Origin of the sequence: Sphingomonas sp. IC-11, from assembly GCF_021043365.1 — a bacterium.
Classification (GTDB): domain Bacteria; phylum Pseudomonadota; class Alphaproteobacteria; order Sphingomonadales; family Sphingomonadaceae; genus Sphingomonas.
Map to the genome: position 1 here is coordinate 31697 of NZ_JAJNDU010000007.1, position 19160 is coordinate 50856.

At 61.2% G+C, this 19160-nt stretch carries 19 protein-coding genes; 11 read left to right on the forward strand and 8 right to left on the reverse strand.

The window, feature by feature from the left end; translation table 11 throughout:
- The first annotated feature begins 7 nt into the window (after nucleotides 1-7).
- Together LQ954_RS15655 and LQ954_RS15660 are read left to right on the forward strand one after the other, a co-directional pair.
- Nucleotides 8-706, forward strand: coding sequence for a DUF6118 family protein (locus LQ954_RS15655; protein ID WP_231023988.1), 699 nt, complete (start codon nucleotides 8-10; stop codon nucleotides 704-706).
- Between the two features lie 578 nt (nucleotides 707-1284).
- Nucleotides 1285-2289 (forward strand): sensor domain-containing diguanylate cyclase, encoded by a 1005-nt coding sequence (locus LQ954_RS15660; protein WP_231023989.1) that lies wholly within the window; start codon nucleotides 1285-1287, stop codon nucleotides 2287-2289.
- Between the two features lie 40 nt (nucleotides 2290-2329).
- Here LQ954_RS15660 and LQ954_RS15665 read toward each other — a convergent pair whose 3' ends face one another.
- Entirely contained in the window at nucleotides 2330-4210 is a 1881-nt protein-coding gene (locus LQ954_RS15665) for a CHASE3 domain-containing protein (protein ID WP_231023990.1), read from the reverse strand.
- Between the two features lie 445 nt (nucleotides 4211-4655).
- Here LQ954_RS15665 and LQ954_RS15670 point away from each other — a divergent pair, with 445 nt between their 5' ends.
- On the forward strand, nucleotides 4656-4970 hold the full coding sequence (locus tag LQ954_RS15670; protein WP_046407046.1) for a hypothetical protein: 315 nt from the start codon (nucleotides 4656-4658) through the stop codon (nucleotides 4968-4970).
- 18 nt (nucleotides 4971-4988) lie between these two features.
- Nucleotides 4989-5195, forward strand: a complete 207-nt coding sequence (locus LQ954_RS15675) for a hypothetical protein (RefSeq protein ID WP_231023991.1) — start codon at nucleotides 4989-4991, stop codon at nucleotides 5193-5195.
- Nucleotides 5196-5241: 46 nt separating this feature from the next.
- Here the strand turns inward: LQ954_RS15675 and LQ954_RS15680 are convergent, their stop codons facing one another.
- From LQ954_RS15680 to LQ954_RS15695, 4 genes are all read right to left on the reverse strand, one after another.
- Nucleotides 5242-5454 (reverse strand): hypothetical protein, encoded by a 213-nt coding sequence (locus LQ954_RS15680; protein WP_231023992.1) that lies wholly within the window; start codon nucleotides 5452-5454, stop codon nucleotides 5242-5244.
- Between the two features lie 34 nt (nucleotides 5455-5488).
- Nucleotides 5489-5959, reverse strand: coding sequence for a hypothetical protein (locus LQ954_RS15685; RefSeq protein WP_231023993.1), 471 nt, complete (start codon nucleotides 5957-5959; stop codon nucleotides 5489-5491).
- Entirely contained in the window at nucleotides 5956-7038 is a 1083-nt protein-coding gene (locus LQ954_RS15690; protein ID WP_231023995.1) for a ParA family protein, read from the reverse strand. Before LQ954_RS15690 ends, LQ954_RS15685 begins: the two co-directional genes overlap by 4 nt.
- 124 nt (nucleotides 7039-7162) lie before the next feature.
- The gene (locus LQ954_RS15695; RefSeq protein WP_231023997.1) at nucleotides 7163-8092 is read right to left on the reverse strand and encodes an NYN domain-containing protein; all 930 of its coding nucleotides are present in this window, start codon (nucleotides 8090-8092) and stop codon (nucleotides 7163-7165) included.
- A 286-nt stretch (nucleotides 8093-8378) separates the two neighbouring features.
- Here LQ954_RS15695 and LQ954_RS15700 point away from each other — a divergent pair, with 286 nt between their 5' ends.
- Nucleotides 8379-8909, forward strand: coding sequence for an MgtC/SapB family protein (locus LQ954_RS15700; RefSeq protein WP_231023998.1), 531 nt, complete (start codon nucleotides 8379-8381; stop codon nucleotides 8907-8909).
- 20 nt (nucleotides 8910-8929) lie between these two features.
- Here the strand turns inward: LQ954_RS15700 and LQ954_RS15705 are convergent, their stop codons facing one another.
- Entirely contained in the window at nucleotides 8930-9424 is a 495-nt protein-coding gene (locus tag LQ954_RS15705) for a DUF421 domain-containing protein (protein WP_231024000.1), read from the reverse strand.
- 87 nt (nucleotides 9425-9511) lie between these two features.
- Nucleotides 9512-10903 (reverse strand): DUF2254 domain-containing protein, encoded by a 1392-nt coding sequence (locus LQ954_RS15710; protein ID WP_231024003.1) that lies wholly within the window; start codon nucleotides 10901-10903, stop codon nucleotides 9512-9514.
- A gap of 380 nt (nucleotides 10904-11283) precedes the next feature.
- Here LQ954_RS15710 and LQ954_RS15715 point away from each other — a divergent pair, with 380 nt between their 5' ends.
- On the forward strand, nucleotides 11284-11697 hold the full coding sequence (locus tag LQ954_RS15715; protein ID WP_231024004.1) for a hypothetical protein: 414 nt from the start codon (nucleotides 11284-11286) through the stop codon (nucleotides 11695-11697).
- Between the two features lie 349 nt (nucleotides 11698-12046).
- A complete protein-coding gene (locus LQ954_RS15720; protein ID WP_231024005.1) occupies nucleotides 12047-12415 on the forward strand; it encodes a lysozyme inhibitor LprI family protein in 369 nt (122 codons plus the stop codon).
- A 154-nt stretch (nucleotides 12416-12569) separates the two neighbouring features.
- On the opposite strand, the gene LQ954_RS15725 is transcribed toward LQ954_RS15720, so the two are convergent.
- Nucleotides 12570-13466, reverse strand: coding sequence for a LysR family transcriptional regulator (locus LQ954_RS15725; RefSeq protein WP_231024006.1), 897 nt, complete (start codon nucleotides 13464-13466; stop codon nucleotides 12570-12572).
- A gap of 126 nt (nucleotides 13467-13592) precedes the next feature.
- Between LQ954_RS15725 and LQ954_RS15730 the strand changes: the two genes are divergently transcribed.
- The 4 genes from LQ954_RS15730 (at nucleotide 13593) to LQ954_RS15745 (ending at nucleotide 19055) form a co-directional block, all read left to right on the forward strand.
- Entirely contained in the window at nucleotides 13593-14315 is a 723-nt protein-coding gene (locus LQ954_RS15730; RefSeq protein ID WP_231024007.1) for an SDR family oxidoreductase, read from the forward strand.
- Nucleotides 14312-14563, forward strand: a complete 252-nt coding sequence (locus tag LQ954_RS15735) for an Atu4866 domain-containing protein (protein WP_231024008.1) — start codon at nucleotides 14312-14314, stop codon at nucleotides 14561-14563. Before LQ954_RS15730 ends, LQ954_RS15735 begins: the two co-directional genes overlap by 4 nt.
- A gap of 97 nt (nucleotides 14564-14660) precedes the next feature.
- Nucleotides 14661-17774 (forward strand): S41 family peptidase, encoded by a 3114-nt coding sequence (locus LQ954_RS15740; protein ID WP_231024009.1) that lies wholly within the window; start codon nucleotides 14661-14663, stop codon nucleotides 17772-17774.
- A gap of 318 nt (nucleotides 17775-18092) precedes the next feature.
- Nucleotides 18093-19055 carry an Abi family protein gene (locus LQ954_RS15745; protein WP_231024012.1) on the forward strand — a complete coding sequence of 321 codons (963 nt, stop codon included), beginning with the start codon at nucleotides 18093-18095 and terminating at the stop codon, nucleotides 19053-19055.
- Nucleotides 19056-19160: the final 105 nt, after the last annotated feature.

The following is a 19160-nucleotide window of genomic DNA, read 5'->3' on the forward strand; positions in this document are numbered from 1 at the left end:
AGACAGGATGAACGAGGACGAGCACGAACCCGAGACAGCCCATGAAGCCTTTGCGCGGGTGGAGGGCGAACTGGCGCTGCTGCGCCGCGCCGTCGAGCGGATGGCGGTCGAGCGCGCCGAACTCCCCGAGCAGCCCGATTACAGCGAGACGCTGGCGGGCATGGTGCAGAAGATCGACGCCACCTTGCAGCGCGCCGACGCGCTGGTGGCGGCGGCCCGCGATGGGGCGACCCCGCGCCATGTCGTTGACCGGATCGTGGCGGCGGGGGGCGATGCCCGCGCCGAGGACCGGCGGACGATCGCGACGGCCGCCGCCGAGCTGAAGGATGCGACCCGGGTGCTTCAGGGCGTTGCTGTATCGGCGCGGCGCGCCGACGAGCAGAACCGCTGGTTGATGCGGACGGCGATCGGCGGGACGGTCGCCGGCATGATCCTGTGGGCGGCGCTTGGCGGCATGATCGTGCGCGCGACCCCCGATAGCTGGCGATGGCCGGAGAAGATGGCGGCGCGCGCGCTCGACATGCCCATGTGGGGAGGCGGACAGCGCATGATGCAGGCCGCCTCGCCTGGCGCGTTCGCTGCGCTGGCGGCGGGGGATCGGATCGTTGCCGCCAATCGAGAGGCGCTGGAGGCGTGCCGAAAGCGCGCAAACCGGACCCATGAGGAGGTGCGATGTACCGTCAACGTGGAAGCGGATCGAAGGTAAGAGCGATAGCAGCTATCGCCCATCATATTAGAGTTGTTCGACAATCCATCGAAATTGCTCCTACGGTGAAGGAGCATGAGAACCCTGCTACTACTCTCCTTCGCTCTATTGACGGCTTGTGATGGCATTCCCGAGATCCGGAAGGCAAACAAATCGGGTTGGGGGATACCTATGCGATCCATATTCATTCCCGCCCGCAATCCGCTCTTCGCGCAGCAGCCTACGCGAGCTTGGCGTATTGGCAGCATTTAATTAACCAACATCCGTAAAGGTGCAGGAGAAGTGAATCGGGTCAGAGCAGGCGTTTGCAAGAAGGTCCGAAGTGTCGAGTTTGGAGTTGAGTGTGACGGATCAGGCTGATGCAACTCCTTTCCCTTTAGTACCGGATGAATCCGAACTGCCGCCTGAACTGCAAGCGAGCGTGAGGCGACACCAGAACCATTTGGCCGCTCTGGTCGCCAGCCTCCGGGCCGCGGGCGTCGATGAAGCCGTCGTCGAGACGAGTGTGCGGCAACTCGTTGAAAGCTATGGCATAGAGTTGACTGCCGCTATGCAGGCTCTCGTGCGAGGAGAGTCCCATGTCTGATGCGATGCTGCGAGATGAGGAAGGCCGCATCGCTGCCCTCAACCGGTTGGATGTACTCGACACAGCGCCCGAAGAACCGTTCGAAAAGATCGTCAGCCTCGTTCGCACTGTGCTCGGGGTTCCAATCGCTACCGTCACGCTGGTGGATCGGGAGCGACAATGGTTCAAGGCGCGTAGCGGCCTTGACGCCAAAGAGACGCCGCGTTCTATCTCCTTCTGCACCCATACGGTTAAGCAGCGGGAGCCGCTCATCGTTGCCGATGCCCATCTCGATCCCCGTTTTGCCGGTAGCCCACTGGTGCAGGAGTCGCCTTACATCCGCAGCTATGCGGGCATCCCGTTACAGACGCCGGATGGTTACAATGTCGGCGCGCTGTGCGCCATCGATACAGAACCGCGTACCTTCAGCGCCGCCGACATAGCGATCCTGACAAACTTTGCGCACATTGTCAGCAACGAGCTGGAGCTGCGACTGATCGCGCAGCACGATCATCTGACCGGTGCACTCAATCGGCGCGGCTTCATTGAGCAGGCGAAGAAGGAACTCTCCCGCTTCACCCGGCATGGCCGGCCCAGTTGCCTCATCATGTTCGATGTTGATCGGTTCAAGACGGTGAATGATGGATATGGGCATCCTGCGGGAGATGAGGTCCTGCGGCAAACCGCGCAGCTGTGCACCGCGTCAATGCGGCCAAGCGATACCTTCGGCCGGCTCGGGGGCGAGGAGTTCGCGCTGCTGCTTCCTGAGACTGAGCCTGTCGAAGCGCTGGCTGCCGCTGAGCGCTTTCGCTCCGCTATTGCGGGGCATATGTTCAACCTTCCGGATGGAAGGAATTTGCGGGTGACTGTCAGTTTGGGCGTGGCGCCGCTCGATCAGTCCATCTCCAGTGTCGATGCCTGGCTCGCTGCTGCGGACGCATGGCTTTATTGCGCGAAGAAGAACGGCAGGAACCGCTATTGGCCAGCTTCCTTCTCTGAGCTTCGCAAACAGATCTGACGGTCTCGTCGCGAAGCTTGAAGCGCGGAAGCGGAGGCAATCAAGCCGCTCGATTGTCTCCCATGCCATCGAGAACCTGGCGTACTTTCAATGCAAGCTGATCGACACCGAAAGGCTTGGAGATGAACGCCACGCCCGGATCAAGCACGCCATTGTGAACCACGGCATTGCGAGTGTAGCCGGTCGTAAACAGGACCTTCAGGTCAGGGCGCTGCTCGCGCGCGGCATCGGCAAGCTGGCGGCCGTTCATGCCTGGCATCACGATATCGGTGAACAGCAGATCGACACGAGGCTGTATCGCAAGCACGGCCAATGCCTGTTCGCCGTCGCTTGCCTGAACGACGGTATATCCCAAGCTTCTTAGCGCATCGACAGACATGTGCCGGACCCGTTCCTCGTCCTCAACGACGAGAATGATCTCCCCATCCTGGGCATGAGGTACAGGGTGGCCTGGCGCATCCGTGCTTGCCGGAATGCTCACCGACCCGAAATGACGCGGGAGGTAGAGCTTTACCGTCGTGCCATGATCGGGCTCGGAGTAGATCTTGATGTGTCCGCCTGATTGTTTGACGAAGCCGAAGACCTGACTGAGGCCCAGGCCCGTGCCGCGGCCCACGCCCTTCGTGGTGTAGAAAGGGTCGAACGCGCGCTCGATCACATGGGGTGGCATGCCGGTTCCCGTATCAGTCACGCACAGCACCACATATTGTCCAGGCGTCACTTCCTCATGCTCAGCCGCATAACGCTCATCGAGGTGGGTGTTGTTGGTCTCGATCGTCAGCTTGCCGCCATCGGGCATGGCATCGCGTGCGTTTACGCAAAGATTGAGGATCGCATTTTCGAGCTGTCCTGCGTCGATGTACGTCGGCCACAGGCCACCGGCCAAAACCGTTTCGACAGAAATATGTTCGCCAAGGGTCCGGCGCAGCAATTCCGACATGCCGCCGACAAGTTTGTTGGCATCCACCGGGCGCGGTTCAAGAGGTTGCTGCCTTGAAAATGCAAGCAGCCTGGCAGTAAGCTGCGCTGCACGATGGGCCCCTTCCGAGGCATTGTCGATGCAAGCCTTCGCCTTGTCCGGGTCGGTCTCGAACCGGCGCTGCGCCAGGTCCAATGACCCTATGACGATGGCCAGCATATTGTTGAAATCGTGTGCGATGCCGCCAGTGAGATGGCCGATGCTCTCCATCTTCTGCATCTGCCGCACTTGGCCTTCGACCGCCTGCCGTTCGCCGATCTCCTTTTTCAGCTTTTCGTTGGTCTCCCCCAGGTCAACTGCTGCCGCGAGTGCTTGTGCAAGCCGTTTACGGGCATCGTGAATGGCGAACAGCGCGAGCAGGATGATGGCGCCGCCGCTGGCCAGCAAGCCCAGTTTGACCAGCAATGCTTGGCGTTGCGCCATCGCCTCCCGGGAGGCGAGCAATCGCTGTTCCTCGGCGCGCATCTCCTCGATTACGTCCCGTAGCCGGTCCATCAAGCGCTTGCCGCTGCCTTCCCGAACAAGCTCGATCGCGCTGCCGGTCTCTCCCGAACGAAACCGTTCAAGGGTGAGCCGGATGAGATCCTGACGCTGATCGGAGAGGCGTTTCAAAGCCTTGACGCGTGTCAGCTGGCGCGGATTGTCCGCCACAGCTTCGGAAAGGGCCACGAACTCAGTGCCGAGCCCGCTCAAGGCCTTGGCATAAGGCTCTAGGTACTCCGTGCGTCCGGTCAGCATATATCCGCGCTGTCCGGTCTCTGCATCCTGCAAGCGGGACAGGATCATGCTGAGCCGGTTCTGAACCTCAAGGGTATGACGAACCGCTCCGAACGAGCGCTCCTGGCGATCCACCAACCACAGCGTGCCAAGCACAGTGAGAGAAAGCAGGAAGAACCCGAAAATTAACGGTAAAAGAGAGCGATAAGGACGATCAAGGCGCATCTTTCGCTCATGGGCGAATCTGATAGGCGCTGCAATGTTTGCGTTTAGTTCCGACCCTTCTCAGGGCCAAATCCCTCCGGCGTTGAACGAACAAATCAGTTCGCGCAATCGCACAAATTGGGCGTTCCATCGGAGAATCCGGGAGCCATTTCGATGCAGGTTGATTCTCCAGCCTTCATATCGGGCTCTCGGGAGAAAATATGCCTGCCGTACAATGGTGTTTGGAACTGCCTCATCAGGGAACCGTCGCCGCAACCGAAGGTGGAATTTGGCAGTTGGATGTACGGCATAGCGGCTATTGGCGCTGGACGTGGAGAGTGTCCCATTCGGATCACCAGGATTCAAGTTCGGGTTCGGCCTCTTCTGCGGGGATGGCAATGAAATGCGCGGAAAGTGTCTTGGAGGAGTTGGAGAAGCGGCTGATCGGCAGTGAGTGGAGTCCGCAGTGCTGAGAAGTATTCTGTCGCTACTGCTGGCGCTGGCGATCACGATCGCAACCGCCTGGATCAATCCGCCCACGGACGAGCGAACGATGTACGGCCATGAAGGCCCGGTGGAGCAAAATTGGCTGCCTCGCGAAGTGGCAGGCTGGCCTGCCCCCTATCTGGCTGACAATCCGAACACCTCGGTTATTCATAATGTCGGAGTTGAGGACAATTTTCGCGCGGGTTCGTTCATCGCCACGCTGAGTTTCTGGTTTATCATCGTCTCGGCCCTGAGACGGTTTGGACGTTGGATCAGACGCAAGATGCAGCGTTAAGGTCCGGAGGAGGATGTGATGGGGTATTTCGGCAAATACGACACACCGGCCGATCTTCTCGCTAACAAGGACCTGAGCACCGGCGAGAAGATCGAACTGCTTGAATCGTGGCGAGACGACAAGGAAGCCTACATGCGCGCTGCTGGGGAGGGCATGCAGGGTCCTAGTCGATCAGATGCACTGCGTCTCATCGAGAACGCGCTGATTTCCCTACGCGGCGAATAGCCTAGGTAGAGCGTTCGAGCCCTTGTGGCAGGTGCCTTGGTAAGCTCTAGCGGAGGCTATTGCGTTCACTCTGGCGGCTGATCCACCACGGCATGTCGCCGACGAGCATACCGGGGCGCTCCGCTAACTCGGACAATGCCACCTCAAGGTGCGCAATCACCTGGCTCAGTAGCATAGCGGCTTCCGTACCTTCCATCTCGGCGCAAGCCTTGGACAGGTTCGCAATATCGGCAGCGAGTGCTTCTAGGTCGTTGAGCATGACATGTTCGAAAACCGGCAGTTAAAAAGGGCGTCTACTCGTTCCCGTCTTCCAACGGGAGAGTAGGTTCGCTGGCTTTGGTCTCTATGGTTTCGGACGGCGGCAGGAACGCGCTGCCCTTCTGCGCACGACCGCGTGCCACCTCGACTATGCGATCGACAATGCGGTCTGCATCGCGCCACTTCATCACCAGCTTGCCTGGGTCCATACCGTAGTCCGCCACCACATCGCGCAACTGCTCGATATCCAATTTCGCTAGCGCCTCGCGCAGTTCGGACTCGCCGTTTCGGGCGAGTTGCACTGGATCGAGCACGGCAGGGGTCCGCCGGTTGCTCGGACGCTTGTGTTCGGCCGGCTTGGTCTGCCGCTTCCGCTCGACGGGAGCTTTAACCGGCTTCTCGTCAGCGGCGAGAGCCTTTGCGAGACGTTCCTGAAAGGCAGGGTTGGCTTCCGCTTCGGCGATTACCTCGCGTAGCAGCGCGTTCAGCTTTCTCTTGACCGTCACAGCCCGCTCTCCAGATCAGACCATATTTCCTGCGCCAAGTTATAGAAGTCGTCGCCGAGATCGCCGGGATATTTTTGCTTGATCGTGCGGGAGTGCGCCTGAAACTCCGCTGCAGCAGCGACTGCGTTACCCTGCCGGATAACAGTGTCCATGACGACTGGCAGATTTTTGTCGCTCTTCAGCTGCTTTATGACGTTGTTGTGGACCGTCGAGTTCGCCTGGAACTTCGTCGCGACGATGCCGAGAGGCTCAATATCCTCACCGATCGCTTCCGAGAATCCAGCTACTCGACCGACAATCTGAGGAATACCGTAGGTGGACATATAGTCCGGAATGGTCGGGATGATATAATGGTGGGAAATTCGCAGCCCGTTAAGGGTGATGATCCCTAGGTTGGGGGGGCAATCCACGATCACGATATCGTATTCATCGATGCGCGACTTCACCGCGCGATTTAGAAGCTCGATGGGATTAGCCGAAAAGAACTTGCCGGCGGGAGCAGAGGCCAGCTTGTCCTGCACGTCAATCAGGTCGAGACTGGAAGGCAGCAGATCGATCGTGGTTGCAGCCCGAACATCTGACACGCCCTTTTGAAGAGTGGCATTGATGTCAAACTTCCGGTTGTCCGGGTCCATCGCGTCCTGGAACAGGCGCGCAAGGGTATGTCCTTTGGTGTTGAGGTCGAACCAGCGATCTTCGCCGATAAGCATCAGCGTGGCGTTAGTCTGCGGATCGAGGTCGATAACGAGGACGCGCTTGCCCATTGAGGCCGAGAACGTCTCGGCGAGCGCGACAGTGGTGGTCGTCTTACCGACGCCGCCCTTTAGATTAATGGTCGAGATTACATGGGTCATTGGGGGTCCACTTCGCTTATTTCGGCGCAGCCAAGCGCGGATGTTAGCTCGGAGGAAGATTGGCCCCGAAGCCAACTCGGTGACTGGTTGGGGAAAGTCGGATGCACGGACCCGCCAGTTGGCGACGGCCTGCCTCGACACGCCGGCCATCTGTGCGACCTCGTTGATCCCTACCAGCTCGTGACCACTATCTTTAGACAAACTTTCCTCGTGAACAACGGTCACAATAACTGTGTACGGCGTTCACATCTGTGATTCAAGAGGGCCAATGTGCTTTTTCCTTTTGCCGGTAAATAAGGTGTACCGTCGGCGATCTGAGAAGGGCGGCGCGCCTGCGAGCCTGTCGCCGTTAATTTTGTTCTTCAAGATCGGGCGATAGGTCATCTTCGTCGCAAAGTGCGGTCGCAGCAGTTTGCGAGGCCGCCGGCGGGTCATGCTTCTCCGCGTTCCATAGGTGATGGTTCGAGAAGCGGACGTTGGGCAGCGCCAAGCCATCGAGAGCCCTTCGGAAGGTGCCCTTGCCAAACCAGTCCCCCGACTTTGCATCAGGGAGGGTGCGCAGCACCTCATGAGACAAGGTTGAGAGGTTTAATGGCTTAACGGCGCTTTCGTAGCGTTGTCGGATGAGCTGCTCAAAAGCTCGCTCGTCTTCTGATGCGTCGGTTGCTGCCGCATCCTTTGTCGCTTGATCGGGTGCCGCAGTAATGGCGGGAGCGAGCAGCGTTTCGAGGGCGTCAAACCCCAGCACGCGTTCCGCGACCGATGCGTATGCTGTTGCCAGATGGCCAGGTGACACGATTGCGGTCCGGCGGTCCTCAGTCCTCAATCGGTGCAGCAGGGGAGTGAAGTCGGAATCGCCCGAGACGAACACGAACTCCTCAAAGCGGGTGCGATGACCCAGCAGATCGAGCACGTCGATGACCATGCGGATATCAGCGGCATTCTTGGCTCCCCACGTCAGCGGAGGACAGTCGATTACCTCGAAACCCGCCTGCACGAAGTTAGCGCGGAACCTGGAGAACCAGAGACGGTCATTCCTTTCGCCGGGCGCGTGCACCTTGCCCATGGGATTGAGGTAGCAGCGCGCCACGAGCCAGCGGCAAGGCCTATCGGTATTAAGCGCCGCCAAGCCAGCGAGCCAGTCAGCTGGACTGGAAGCGAACCGGATCGCCATCCCCTCATCGATACTCCACAGCGTCGTGAACACGTTGTCGAAATCGACGAAAATGGCGCTTCCGGTATACATGCTTTTCCCCTTGGCAGTGTTGATCGCCGGCATCGAAGGTGATGCCTAAGCTGCGACGTAATTTCCGCCGAGAAATTACGCGCATTCTGACGAAGCTCCGAGCCTTTTGAATATGCTTGACGTGCCCAGCTGGTGTTGGTGTCACAACCGGACGGTTTTGACACCAACGTCCTTAGAATAATCCTGTGGCTGCCGTTTTGCTGACGCTGTGGCGCGCGCTGTGCCGGCAAGCTGGCGATGCTGGAGAAGGTGGCGCTTACGCCGAGGCTGGCAATGCAGTCCTCACAGCCAGTAGATGAGGCATAGCTAAGCCTTTCGAATGACCGACGAAACCGTTGGTGTTCGTGGGAGTTTGCCGATGATGGAAGCCGGCACCTTCGGTCCCGTTCATGTCAGTTGGCTTGACGCCCTTATGAGGATGGGTGCCGCGCTGTTGTTCGCGTTCGCCCTCGGGCTCGAGCGCTTCTTGCGAGAAAAGCCGATCGACTTCAGGCCTTTCGTCATCATTTCGCTCTCGTCCTGCACTCTCGTTCTTGGAATCAGCGAGCTCGCCTATCGCGCGGACGAGAGCTTGTTTTCGATCGATCCGGCCAAGGTGGTGAGCGGCATCATGACCGGCATCGGTTTCATCGGTGCTGGCGCGTTGTTCAGAGAGGAGCATACGGTCTACGGTGCCGGATCGGCTGCCTCCTTATGGGGAGCGGGCGCGATCGGCATCGTCAGCGGCTTCGGTTTTTTGTGGCTATCTGGTCTCCTGACCATGGGGCTGCTGGCTCTCCTGGTCCTGAGCCGCCCGTTCACCGACCAATACACCATTCGGATAGAAGAGAAGCCACCGGACAAGGAATGAGCGGGCGCGGGATCCTCCGTTCACTTCTTCTTGGGTATGAAAGTGATCTTGCCGTCCCCTTCGACGTGCGCCGACTTGACCTCATCGAAGCGTTCAAGCCCTTCCTCTCGGAGATGGGCCGTAAGCTCTTCTTCGGTCACGTATTCGCGCCGCATGTTGCGCCGGAGCAACTCGCCGTCCCGTATGATCTGTATCGGAGGCGATGAGACCAACCGCTCGACCGCTGGAAAACGGAAGCTGAGCAGGTTGATGACATAGTTCCATGCCATCAGGGTGGCGATAGTAACCAGACCATCGGCCACGGAGCTGTAATCTCCGAGCGCATGAGCGGCGGCTTCAGCGATCAGCAGGACGAAGATGAGATCCATGGTGGCCAGTTCGCCGCCGGTCCGCCTTGGCATCAGACGGACGAGAGCTAGAACGCCAAAATAGAGGGCCGAGCCTCGCGCGAGCAGTTCGAATAGCGGCGTTTCAGGTCCGAATACGTCCAACCAGTCGGCAGGGAACAACTCCACGGTTACCCTTTCGCTACGAGAAGATGGGCCAAGACACTAACACTCTGACAAGGCCTGGCTATTCGCGCGATCTGACCAGAGTGTAAATCACTGCGGTGGTGGGCTGCCGCCGAGGTCCCCCGTCCACCTTGTCGTAGCAGCCGCAAGGGTCCGCTGAACGGCCGCATATCGACCGTCGATGCTTTGCCGGTCCAAATCGTCTTCGATGCGCCGGTGAGCCATCTGGTGGATCGCGGCGGCGTGGGCGCACAGGACCGCGTGCTGCGATGGAAGGAGGACATGCTGGGCGATGCGCTCAATGGCTTCCAGAAGGTGCAGGGCGATGATCGGGATTCCTGCGCCGTGTTGCCGGATTTGGTTGAACGCCGCCCCGATCAGCCCTTCATAGCTGGCCTCCGTGGAGAGGACCCGCACGGTGCCGCTCTCATCGCGAAAAACCCCGGGCGGGAGTGCCCGGCTCATCAGCTTTGAAAGTGACGCCGAAAGGCGATCGATCACGGCGACGGCCGTATAAGGGTCGTTAACGGCAGCCGAGAGGGCCCGAACTGCGATTTCGTCCAGGTGACGGATCGAGAAATCGGCATCCTGGATCGGCGTCCGGTGAACTCCGACGAGGATAGTATTCCGAACCTGGCTAGCAAGCTCTTCGGTCAAGCGCTCTTTCGGGTAGACTGCGATCTCAGGGGCCCCGGGAACGACATAGTGGCCGGCTCTGAAATAGAAGATGACAACGACATCGGCCTTCGTGGCTAGAGCAGTGAGCTCGCCATACTCGATCGCCTGCACGTAACCTGCGGTTTTCGGTCCGAAGAAGGCTGCGCGGTGCTCCAGATCGGCGGGCGCCTGCTGAGCCGGCGCCTCCTCTTGTGATCCGATATCCAGGGGGACGAACTCGTCCAGCAGCAGGTCCAGGTCGTGCCCGACCCGTTCGATTACCGTCTCCGAGACGATGGACCTCGCTAAGGTGTCGAGAAACAGCACGAGCAGTCCCACGCTGATAACGGTCAAGGCAAGCGCGACGCTCACGCTGACATAGGGAAGCCGCCCCGCTTCCTCCCTTGCCTCGATGGCGGGCAATGCGAGCAGGCAGTAGACGATCGTCATCACGAAAGCGCCCAGCACGACCTGCGTCTGGAGGTTCGCCATGAAGCTCCGGATCAGCCGTGGTCCGAACTGGCTGGCTGCCAGGGTGAGCACGACCATGGTGATGGAAAACACCAGGCTCGCCATTGTGATCATCGACGCAAGGAGGGTCGAGAGGACGCTTTGTGCGTCGGCGGGATCGCCGACGTACAGAAACCAGGGAGAGTTGGCGCCGGCTAGCGTAAGCCGCCTCTCAAGCGCGAAAGTGCCTGTGACAAGACCGACGCTCGCAAGCGCCATCAGGCTCGGCACGAACCAGAAGCTCGTCCGCAGGCGGTCCCAGGTGATCCGGGGACTTTCCATCAGAGAATGCCACAGCTTACCATCGACCAGCAAAGCAGGCTATCCACCTTCCGGTTCCACACCGAAAAACTGTCGACAGCCGCAGAACCGGTAAATCTGGGCGGTCCTTGCCTCCTTGAGAGGCAACGCCGTGACGGCAATCTGGCCGCCATTCCGGCTGAGTGTCACAACCGGTCGATTTTGACACTTCGAATCCGATCCGAGGAAAAGAGGTCTACTTTCCTTGGATTGGTGGGCGGTGGCGAGGTTGTGTCAGAATGCTGGGCCATGACACAAAAGACTGGCAGTGGCTTTCTATGGAATAAGCGCAACTCTTCGCATGGCCGCCTTATCATCAGTGCGCCATTGGCGCTTTAACGGCGTGACAGCTGCTCGCCGGGTGTTCGGCAACGGTTCATATGGAAACGTCCTCTATGCCGCGCATGAGACCAATTGCTTTTGCCTTGATTGTAGCTTGCGCCGGATGCGCCGCCCAACCCAGCGCCGTTGCCACGATCGCCGTACCAAACGATGACCTGTCCCGCGCCCGGATCGGTGAGACCGTCACGGTCGGCGGCCCCAAGGTCACAGTCTTGGAGGTTCTGGAGGACAGCCGCTGTCCGATGAACGCGCGCTGCGTCTGGGCCGGTCGCGTCCGTGTGCGTGCCCGCATCGACCTGGGAAGCGGCAGTCAGACTCGCGAGCTCACGCAAGGAGAGCCGGCGTCGTTCGCCGACGGAACTCTGGAACTGGTGGAAGTTTTGCCCGACCGCATCGCCGGAGAGAACGCGCGGCCGATCTCGCCCGCCGATTACCGGTTCGGCTTCCGCTTCATGGGCGGGCTCTGACAGATACGAAACAAGACATGAGGCTGCAGCATGGCGCCCCGGTGGGAAGCCTTGATCGTCTCTGTGGCGCAGCATTGGCACTATCCCGCGTTTGTGAATCACATCGTTCATTCGCGTGTCAGGCGTGCTTTGGTTAGGAAGGTTGATGAAAGCTCTTGTTCCCCCTGCAACGCGCCTACTCGGACTGGCGCTGGTCCTAACGGCAGCCGGCTGCGACGGGGGTGGTGACGGTGCATCGGCCGGTTCGCAGAACGTCGTGTCGGAGCCTTCTCGCTCAGCGATCGCGAGTGCACCGCCGGAGGTCCAAGCTAGCCCGATGGCCGGACCGTCCATTCAAACTTTGCCGGTCATGACGCGGCCAACGGGTGCGGAACCGTCACAGGAGACGATCGAGGCGCAGTATTCACCGGACTATAAGGCGTGCTTGAACTCGGGCGACGCCGCCAAGGGCGTGTCGGTGGCAATGGGTGCCTGCGTCCAGGCTGAGTTGAGGGCGCAGGACGACCGGCTGAACGGAGCCTACAAGTCCGCCATGGCCAAGCGAGGCCCGGCCGAGCAGGCAAAGCTGCGCGTTGAGGAGCGTGCCTGGATCAAGCGACGAGACGGCGAGTGCGAGAAGCACAGGACGGGCGGGACGATCGACATTGTCGAGATTCCAAGCTGCCTGCTGAACGAGACGATCCGGCGTCGGATCGCGTTGCAGCCGATGGCTGGCTAAGTTCGTAGATGAGCTCCCTTTCCATCGGTTGTTTATGCTCCCGACCGGTGGCGCCGGCCTAGCGATCCGCCGAGAGGCGCAACCAATTACCGTCCTATTGTCGATAGATCGCACCTTCAGCCAGTTAGCTGGTGTCCTCGATCAGATGGTGGGTTCAGTGTGAACTGCTGACATTACCAAGCTGCCGCCACGTCCGAACGTGATCCACCAGGGCATGCAGTTTCGGTGCAAGGTTCCGCCGGCTCGGATAGAAGAGGAAGAAGCCGGGGAACGCCGGGCAATAGTCATCGAGCACCGAGAGCAGTTCCCCTTTCGCGATCCACGACCGAAAGCTTTCGGCCATGCCGAAAGTGAGCCCCGCCCCGGCGCATGCCATGCGGATCATCAAGGACATGTCGTTGGTGGTGACTTCCGGATCGACCGCGACGGCGAACTCGCGCCCTGCTTCGGCAAACTCCCAGCGATAGGGGGAAATGCCCGGAGCGGGTCGCCATCCGATGCAGCGATGGGCGGGAAGGTCACGCGGGTGGGCCGGCCTGCCGCAGCGCTCCAGGTAGGACGGTGCCGCTACAACCATCTGACGTTGCCGCCCTGACACCGGAACAGCGATCATGTCCTGTTCGATGACCTCGCCCAATCGGACCCCGGCATCGAAGCCATGAGCGATGATATCGAACTCCTCGTCCGTGACCAGGATGTCGAGCCGCACCTCGGGATAGGCATCGGCAAAGGTCGTTAGCATGTCGCCAGACAGCACGCTTTCGGCGATCGAAGAGACTGCCAGGCGGAGGAGACCGCTTGGCCGTGCATGGCTATCGATCACCGCTTGCGCTGCACTGTCGAGATCGTCGAGCGCCGGACTGACGCGGGCGAGAAATGCCTCTCCGGCTTCGGTCAGCCCCACGCTGCGGGTTGTCCTGTGCAGCAGCGCGGTGCCGAGCGCATCTTCCAGTCGGCGCACTGCCTGGCTGACCGCCGAACGCGTGATGCCGAGTTGGTCGGCCGCCGCCCGGAAGCTGCGCGCCTGCGCGACGGCGACGAAGATGGACATGGTGTTGAGGTCAAGCTGCATTGTGAAGCAGCGCTTACCATTGAGTACATAATCGACGGAATAGTCGATCTAATCCCTTTTGCTTACCTACGAAGCCGCAAACAAGCGGCTTCGAAAAGGAACACCATGAGCAAGATCGTTCTCGTCACCGGCGCCAGCAGCGGCATCGGGGAAGCGACGGCGCGTATCCTCGCCGCCGCCGGCATGACTGTCGTCTTGGGTGCGCGTCGCACCGACCGGCTCGAACGCCTAGCCGCGCAGATCGCGGAGGATGGGGGACGGGCGCGTGTCGCCGCGCTGGACGTCACCGACCGCGTTCAGGTCGCCGCCTTTGCGCAGGCGGCGCTGGATGAGTTCGGCCGCATCGACGTGTTGGTCAACAATGCGGGCGTCATGCCGCTGTCACCTATGGCGTCACTTAAGGTCGACGAATGGGAGCGCATGGTCGACGTGAACGTGAAGGGCGTGCTGTGGGGCATCGCGGCGGTGCTGCCGGCGATGAACGCGCAAGGGTCCGGGCACATCATCAATATCGCGTCGATCGGCGGCTTGCACGTGACGCCTACCGCCGCGGTCTACTGCGCCACCAAGTTCGCGGTGCGGGCGATCTCGGACGGCCTGCGCCAGGAGAATGACCGGGTCCGCGTAACCAGCGTGTGCCCGGGCGTCGTGGAGTCGGAGCTGGCCGACAGCATCTCGGATGAAGCCGCTCGCAAGGAAATGGCGGCGTTCCGGGCGGTTGCTCTTCAGCCCGATGCAATCGGTCGGGCAATCCTTCACGCCATCACGCAGCCGGCAGATGTCGACACGACTGAAATCGTCATCCGTCCCGTGGGGAACCCGGCATGAGCGGCACGGCAAACCATTCATTCCGGGGCATGTGGGTGACGGCCGATGGGCGCATCCGCCACGAACTTCTGCCAAACGGCCGCTACGATGAGGCGCGAAGCGGCAAGGCGCACGCCTATCAGGGGCGATACCGGATCACTGGCGATCATATCGACTACGTCGACGACACCGGCTTCACCGCGGATGGCGACTTCCAAGGGGATACGCTGCACCACGCTGGCATGATCTTCTACCGCGAGCGGATATGAGGGTTTTTAACATGTCATGCGCGCAGATCGGCGACAGCCGTGTGGCTAAAGTCTTCGCTCAACTGGAATCAGCCGACCGGTTTTGGCAGGGGACCTGATGATCTATCGCACGCTGTTTCTGCTCGCCTCCTTCGCTCTCGCGGCGGGACCGCTCTGGGCGCGTCCAGTGCGCAGCACCGAGCCGCTGGCGCGCTTTCCCACAGCGAGCGCGGAACAGATTGCTTTCGTCGCGGCAGGCGACCTCTGGATCATGCCGCGATCCGGTGGCACGGCAAGGAGGCTGACCCAGGACCCGGGGCAGGTGCTCGCCCCCCATTTCTCGCCGGATGGCCAGGCAATCGCCTTCACCTGGCGTCGTGCAGGTAAGAACGATGTCTACATCCTTCCCGTTTCGGGCGGCACGCCTGTTCGCCTGACCCATGGCCCGAGCCTCGCACCCTATGATAACCTGGTCACCGGATGGACTCCCGATGGCAAGGCGGTGCTGTTCGTTTCCCGCCGGGCCTCTCCGCTCGGCCGCTACGACATCTATTCGGTCCCGGCGCGCGGCGGTCTCGCCACTGCGCTCGGGCTCGGGCACGCAGGGCTGGCGAGCGTGTCGCCTGATGGCACGCGGATCGCCTTCGACCGGAGCTATCGCACGCTCGGGAACCACTGGAAGCGTTATCGTGGAGGACAGGCGGGAGAACTGTTCACCTGGAACATGGCGACCCAGCAGACGGAGCGCCTGACCACATGGGAGGGCATCGATACCGCGCCGATGTGGGCCGGTGACCGGCTGTTCTTCCTGTCGGACCGTGGGCCGGAAAAGCGGCTCAACCTATGGGTGCTCGATCTCGCCACCAAGAGGGCGCGACAGCTCACCCACTACGCGGATTACGATGTCGATATGCCTTCCGCGGGACCGGGTGGCATCGCATTCGCCCAGCAGGGGCGGCTGCACTTGCTCGATCCCGTCAGCGGCCAGATACGAGATCTGACCGTACGTCTGCCTGCCGAACCAGACGAGCAGTCGCGTGACCTCCCTGCGGCGCGCTTCGTTGCGCGTGAGGACATCGTCAACCAGGCCGATTATGCGCTGGGTTCGGATGGGACCGCCTTTCTTGTTGCGCGCGGTGACTTGTTCGCACTCGGCTCCGATGGAGGCTGGGAGAATCTGACCAAAACGCCCGGGCGCGCGGAGGATCACCCTGCCGTGTCGCCTGACGGCGGACGCCTCGCCTATGTAACCGACGCGAGTGGCGAGCAGCAGGTGGCGGTGCGCGTGCTCGGCCGCACCAGCGCGCCACGCGAACTCACGCGCTTCAAGTCCGGCGTGCTCTATACACCCCGCTGGTCTCCGGACGGGCGACACCTAACGGTGGCTGACGCCAACAAGCAGCTGTGGCTGATTGCAGCGGATGGCAGTCGCGTCGAGCGGATCGCCGCCGATCCGTTCGCGGAAATCCAGGATGCGGTTTTCTCGCACGACGGGCGCCGCCTCGCCTACAGCGTCACCCGAGCCGATCAAACGCGCGCTCTCCACGTGCGGAGCATCTCCAACGGACGCGACGTGGAACTGACCGCGCCGGACGAGAGCGACCACGACCCTGCCTTCACGGCCGACGACAAGGAACTGCTCTTCGTCTCCGCCCGCCGTGAACATCCGTTCGTCTCGGATCGCGATCGCGAAGGTACGATCGCAACGATCGGCTCCGATGGCGTCTATCGCGCCACACTGTCGGACGATGGTGACCCTGCTCTGTTTCATGCGTCGACGCGACCGCTCGACGTATCCGGCACTAGTGGCTTCACCGGCCTGGCCGTCCGTGGCCAGACGCTGTTCTATCGTGAGACCCCGCTTGCCGGGATCGACGGCGACCTGCCGGGCCAGACGGGCGGCCTGCGCGCGGTGGACCTTGCTACGGGGGAGGACACGCTCATCGGTGAGGCCGCGACCAGCTACACCCTCGCCCCGGACTCGGCTTCCGCGCTGATCGTGCAGCAGGGTTCTTTCAAGGTGATTGCCGCCCGTCCGCCGCATGGGGGGCGAGCACTGTCGCTTAACGCTCTACGCGTCACCGTTGCTCCGGCACTGGAACGCCGGGAGATGTTCGAGCAAGCATGGCGCCTCGACCGCGATCTGTTCTGGGATCCTGCCATGAACGGGGTCGACTGGCAGGCGATGCACGACCGTTACTCACCGTTGGTCGCTCGGGCGCGTTCGCACGAGGACATGATCTATGTCCTCGGTGAGCTGCAAGGCGAATTGTCTACCAGCCACATGTTCCTGGGCGGGGGTGACGCCGGCGACCCGCGCACCGAGACGATCGCATTGCTCGGGGTGGACTTCGCGCTGGATGCGGCTTCGAGCCGTTACCGGATGGCGAACATCTACCGAGGTGATAACAGCCGCGAGCGGTTTCGTGCGCCGCTTGGCGACCCTGCGCTCGGTGTTCGAGACGGCGACCTGCTGCTCGCCGTTGACGGAGAGCCGTTGCTTGCCCCCGATGACCCCTATCGTCTGCTCTTGGGCCGCCAGGGCACCGTCCGACTGACGATTGCGCACAATCCTGATGATCCCGGCCGTGTGATCACCGTCAAGGCTATCGCAAACGAAGGCGAAATCAGGAAGCTCGCCTGGATCGAACGCAACCGCGCGACGGTGAACCGGTTGAGCGGCGGAAAGACCGGGTACCTCTACCTGTCCGATTTCAACGATCTGGGCTCGCAGGATTTCCTGCGGCAGTATTACTCGCAGACGAACAAGACGGCACTGGTGATCGACGTTCGTGACAATCGTGGCGGCTTCACCAGCCAGTGGGTGCTTGATGTCCTACGTCGTCCCCAAGCTGGCGTTTTTCGTAACCGCGAGGGCGGCGTGATCACGCTTCCCGGCGCCGTGGCACCGCCCCGAATGGTGACACTGACGAGCATTTTCTCGGCATCCGATGGCGACCAGTTCCCCTACTTCTTCCGGCAATGGAAGATGGGGCCGGTGGTTGGCCAGCGTACTTGGGGCGGTGTGCGTGGCATCAAGGGGCCGTGGCACCTCATCGACGGCACCTACGTGACTGTGCCCAAGGACTCGTTGCTGACACAGGTCGGCGAGGAGATCCTCGAAAACCGGGGCGCTGAGCCCGATCTCCTGGTGGACGATACGCCAGCTGATATTTTGGCAGACCGCGACCGTCAGCTGGAGCAGGCAGTTGCGATTGTTGCCGGCAACTGACGAGCGGAAGAGCAGGAACGAAAGCCGAATACCTTTGGGACCAGCAACACCAGCTCGGGTCACCTACCATGCAGCCACTGGTGTCATAACCGGACGGTTTTGGCACGTCCTGCCGCCCTACAGCCCACCGCAGCCGCGACCCTCGAGTGCCAGCGATCTGCTGGTACGGATCGCGAACGGGCAGATGTCAGGCCGCGGTTGACCAGCGTTCAACTTTTAATTGAATCCTCATGCGCCCACGCATATATCGGTTGCAACATGGCCGTCCCCTCTGTTGCCGCTGGCATCAAGGGGCGGCCTTCTTCATATCTGGGCCGGATGCTTCCGCCTTATACCAAGCCCCACCTCAGTTTCACCGACCAGCTTGCCCTTCTGATGGCGCGCGGCTTGGTGGTGACAGATCAAGCCAAGGCGGTTCTCCATCTCGAGCGCATCGGCTATGGGCGCCTTACCCCCTATTGGCAGCCGTTCCAGCAGCTCGTCCCCGATCCCAATAACGCGACGCGGACTATCCGCACCGAGCAGTTTCAGGCCGGCGCCGAGTTCCGCCACGCGGTCGATCTCTACCTATTCGACAAGCAGCTTCGTCTCCTTTTCCTCGATGCGGTCGAGCGGGTCGAAGTCGCGCTGCGCGTGGATCTCGCGCATGCGCTCGGTAAGCGTGACCCCTTTGCGCACCGTTCGCCCGCGTTCCTCGACGCTCACCGCGCGAACCAGGTGCAGCGGGGTGGCGGTACCCGTCACGCCGATTGGCTCACCAACGCCGATCGTGCGCTCGCCCGGTCCAAGGAGGATTGGGTCAAGGAGTTCCACGCCACCTACAGCCCACCCGTGCCGATCTGGATGGCGGTCGAGGCATGGGATTTCGGCACATTGTCCTGGCTGCTCGAGATCGCGCATCCCAATGACCGTGCCGCCATCGCGAAGCGCTACAGCCTTCTCCCCAACACGCTGGTGAGCTGGATCAAGACGCTCGCGTTCGTGCGCAACACCAGTGCCCACCATTCCCGTCTTTGGAACGCGGGCATCGTCAACCAGCCCCTCGTGCCTAAGCCTTTCGAGGCCCCTAGCCTCGTTCATATCGGGAGCGACCTAGAGCGCCGGACGCGCGTCTATGGCGCTGCGGCCGTCGCAAGCTATTTCGTCCGTCGGATCAATCCCGGCTCGTCCTGGCCCGCCCGCATGAAGGCGCATTGGCACGCCTTTCCCGGCATGCCGTTCGCCGGTCCCGTCCAAGGGGGATTTCTACCCGGGTGGGAGGCCGAAGCTATCTGGAACTGATCTGAAGAAAAGCGGACGTGAATCTGGCTGCGGCTATGATCTAACCGCTCTTCACCGAAGAGAAGCAGAGAATGCTGAGCCGCTATCGAGCATGCTAAGCGGGGT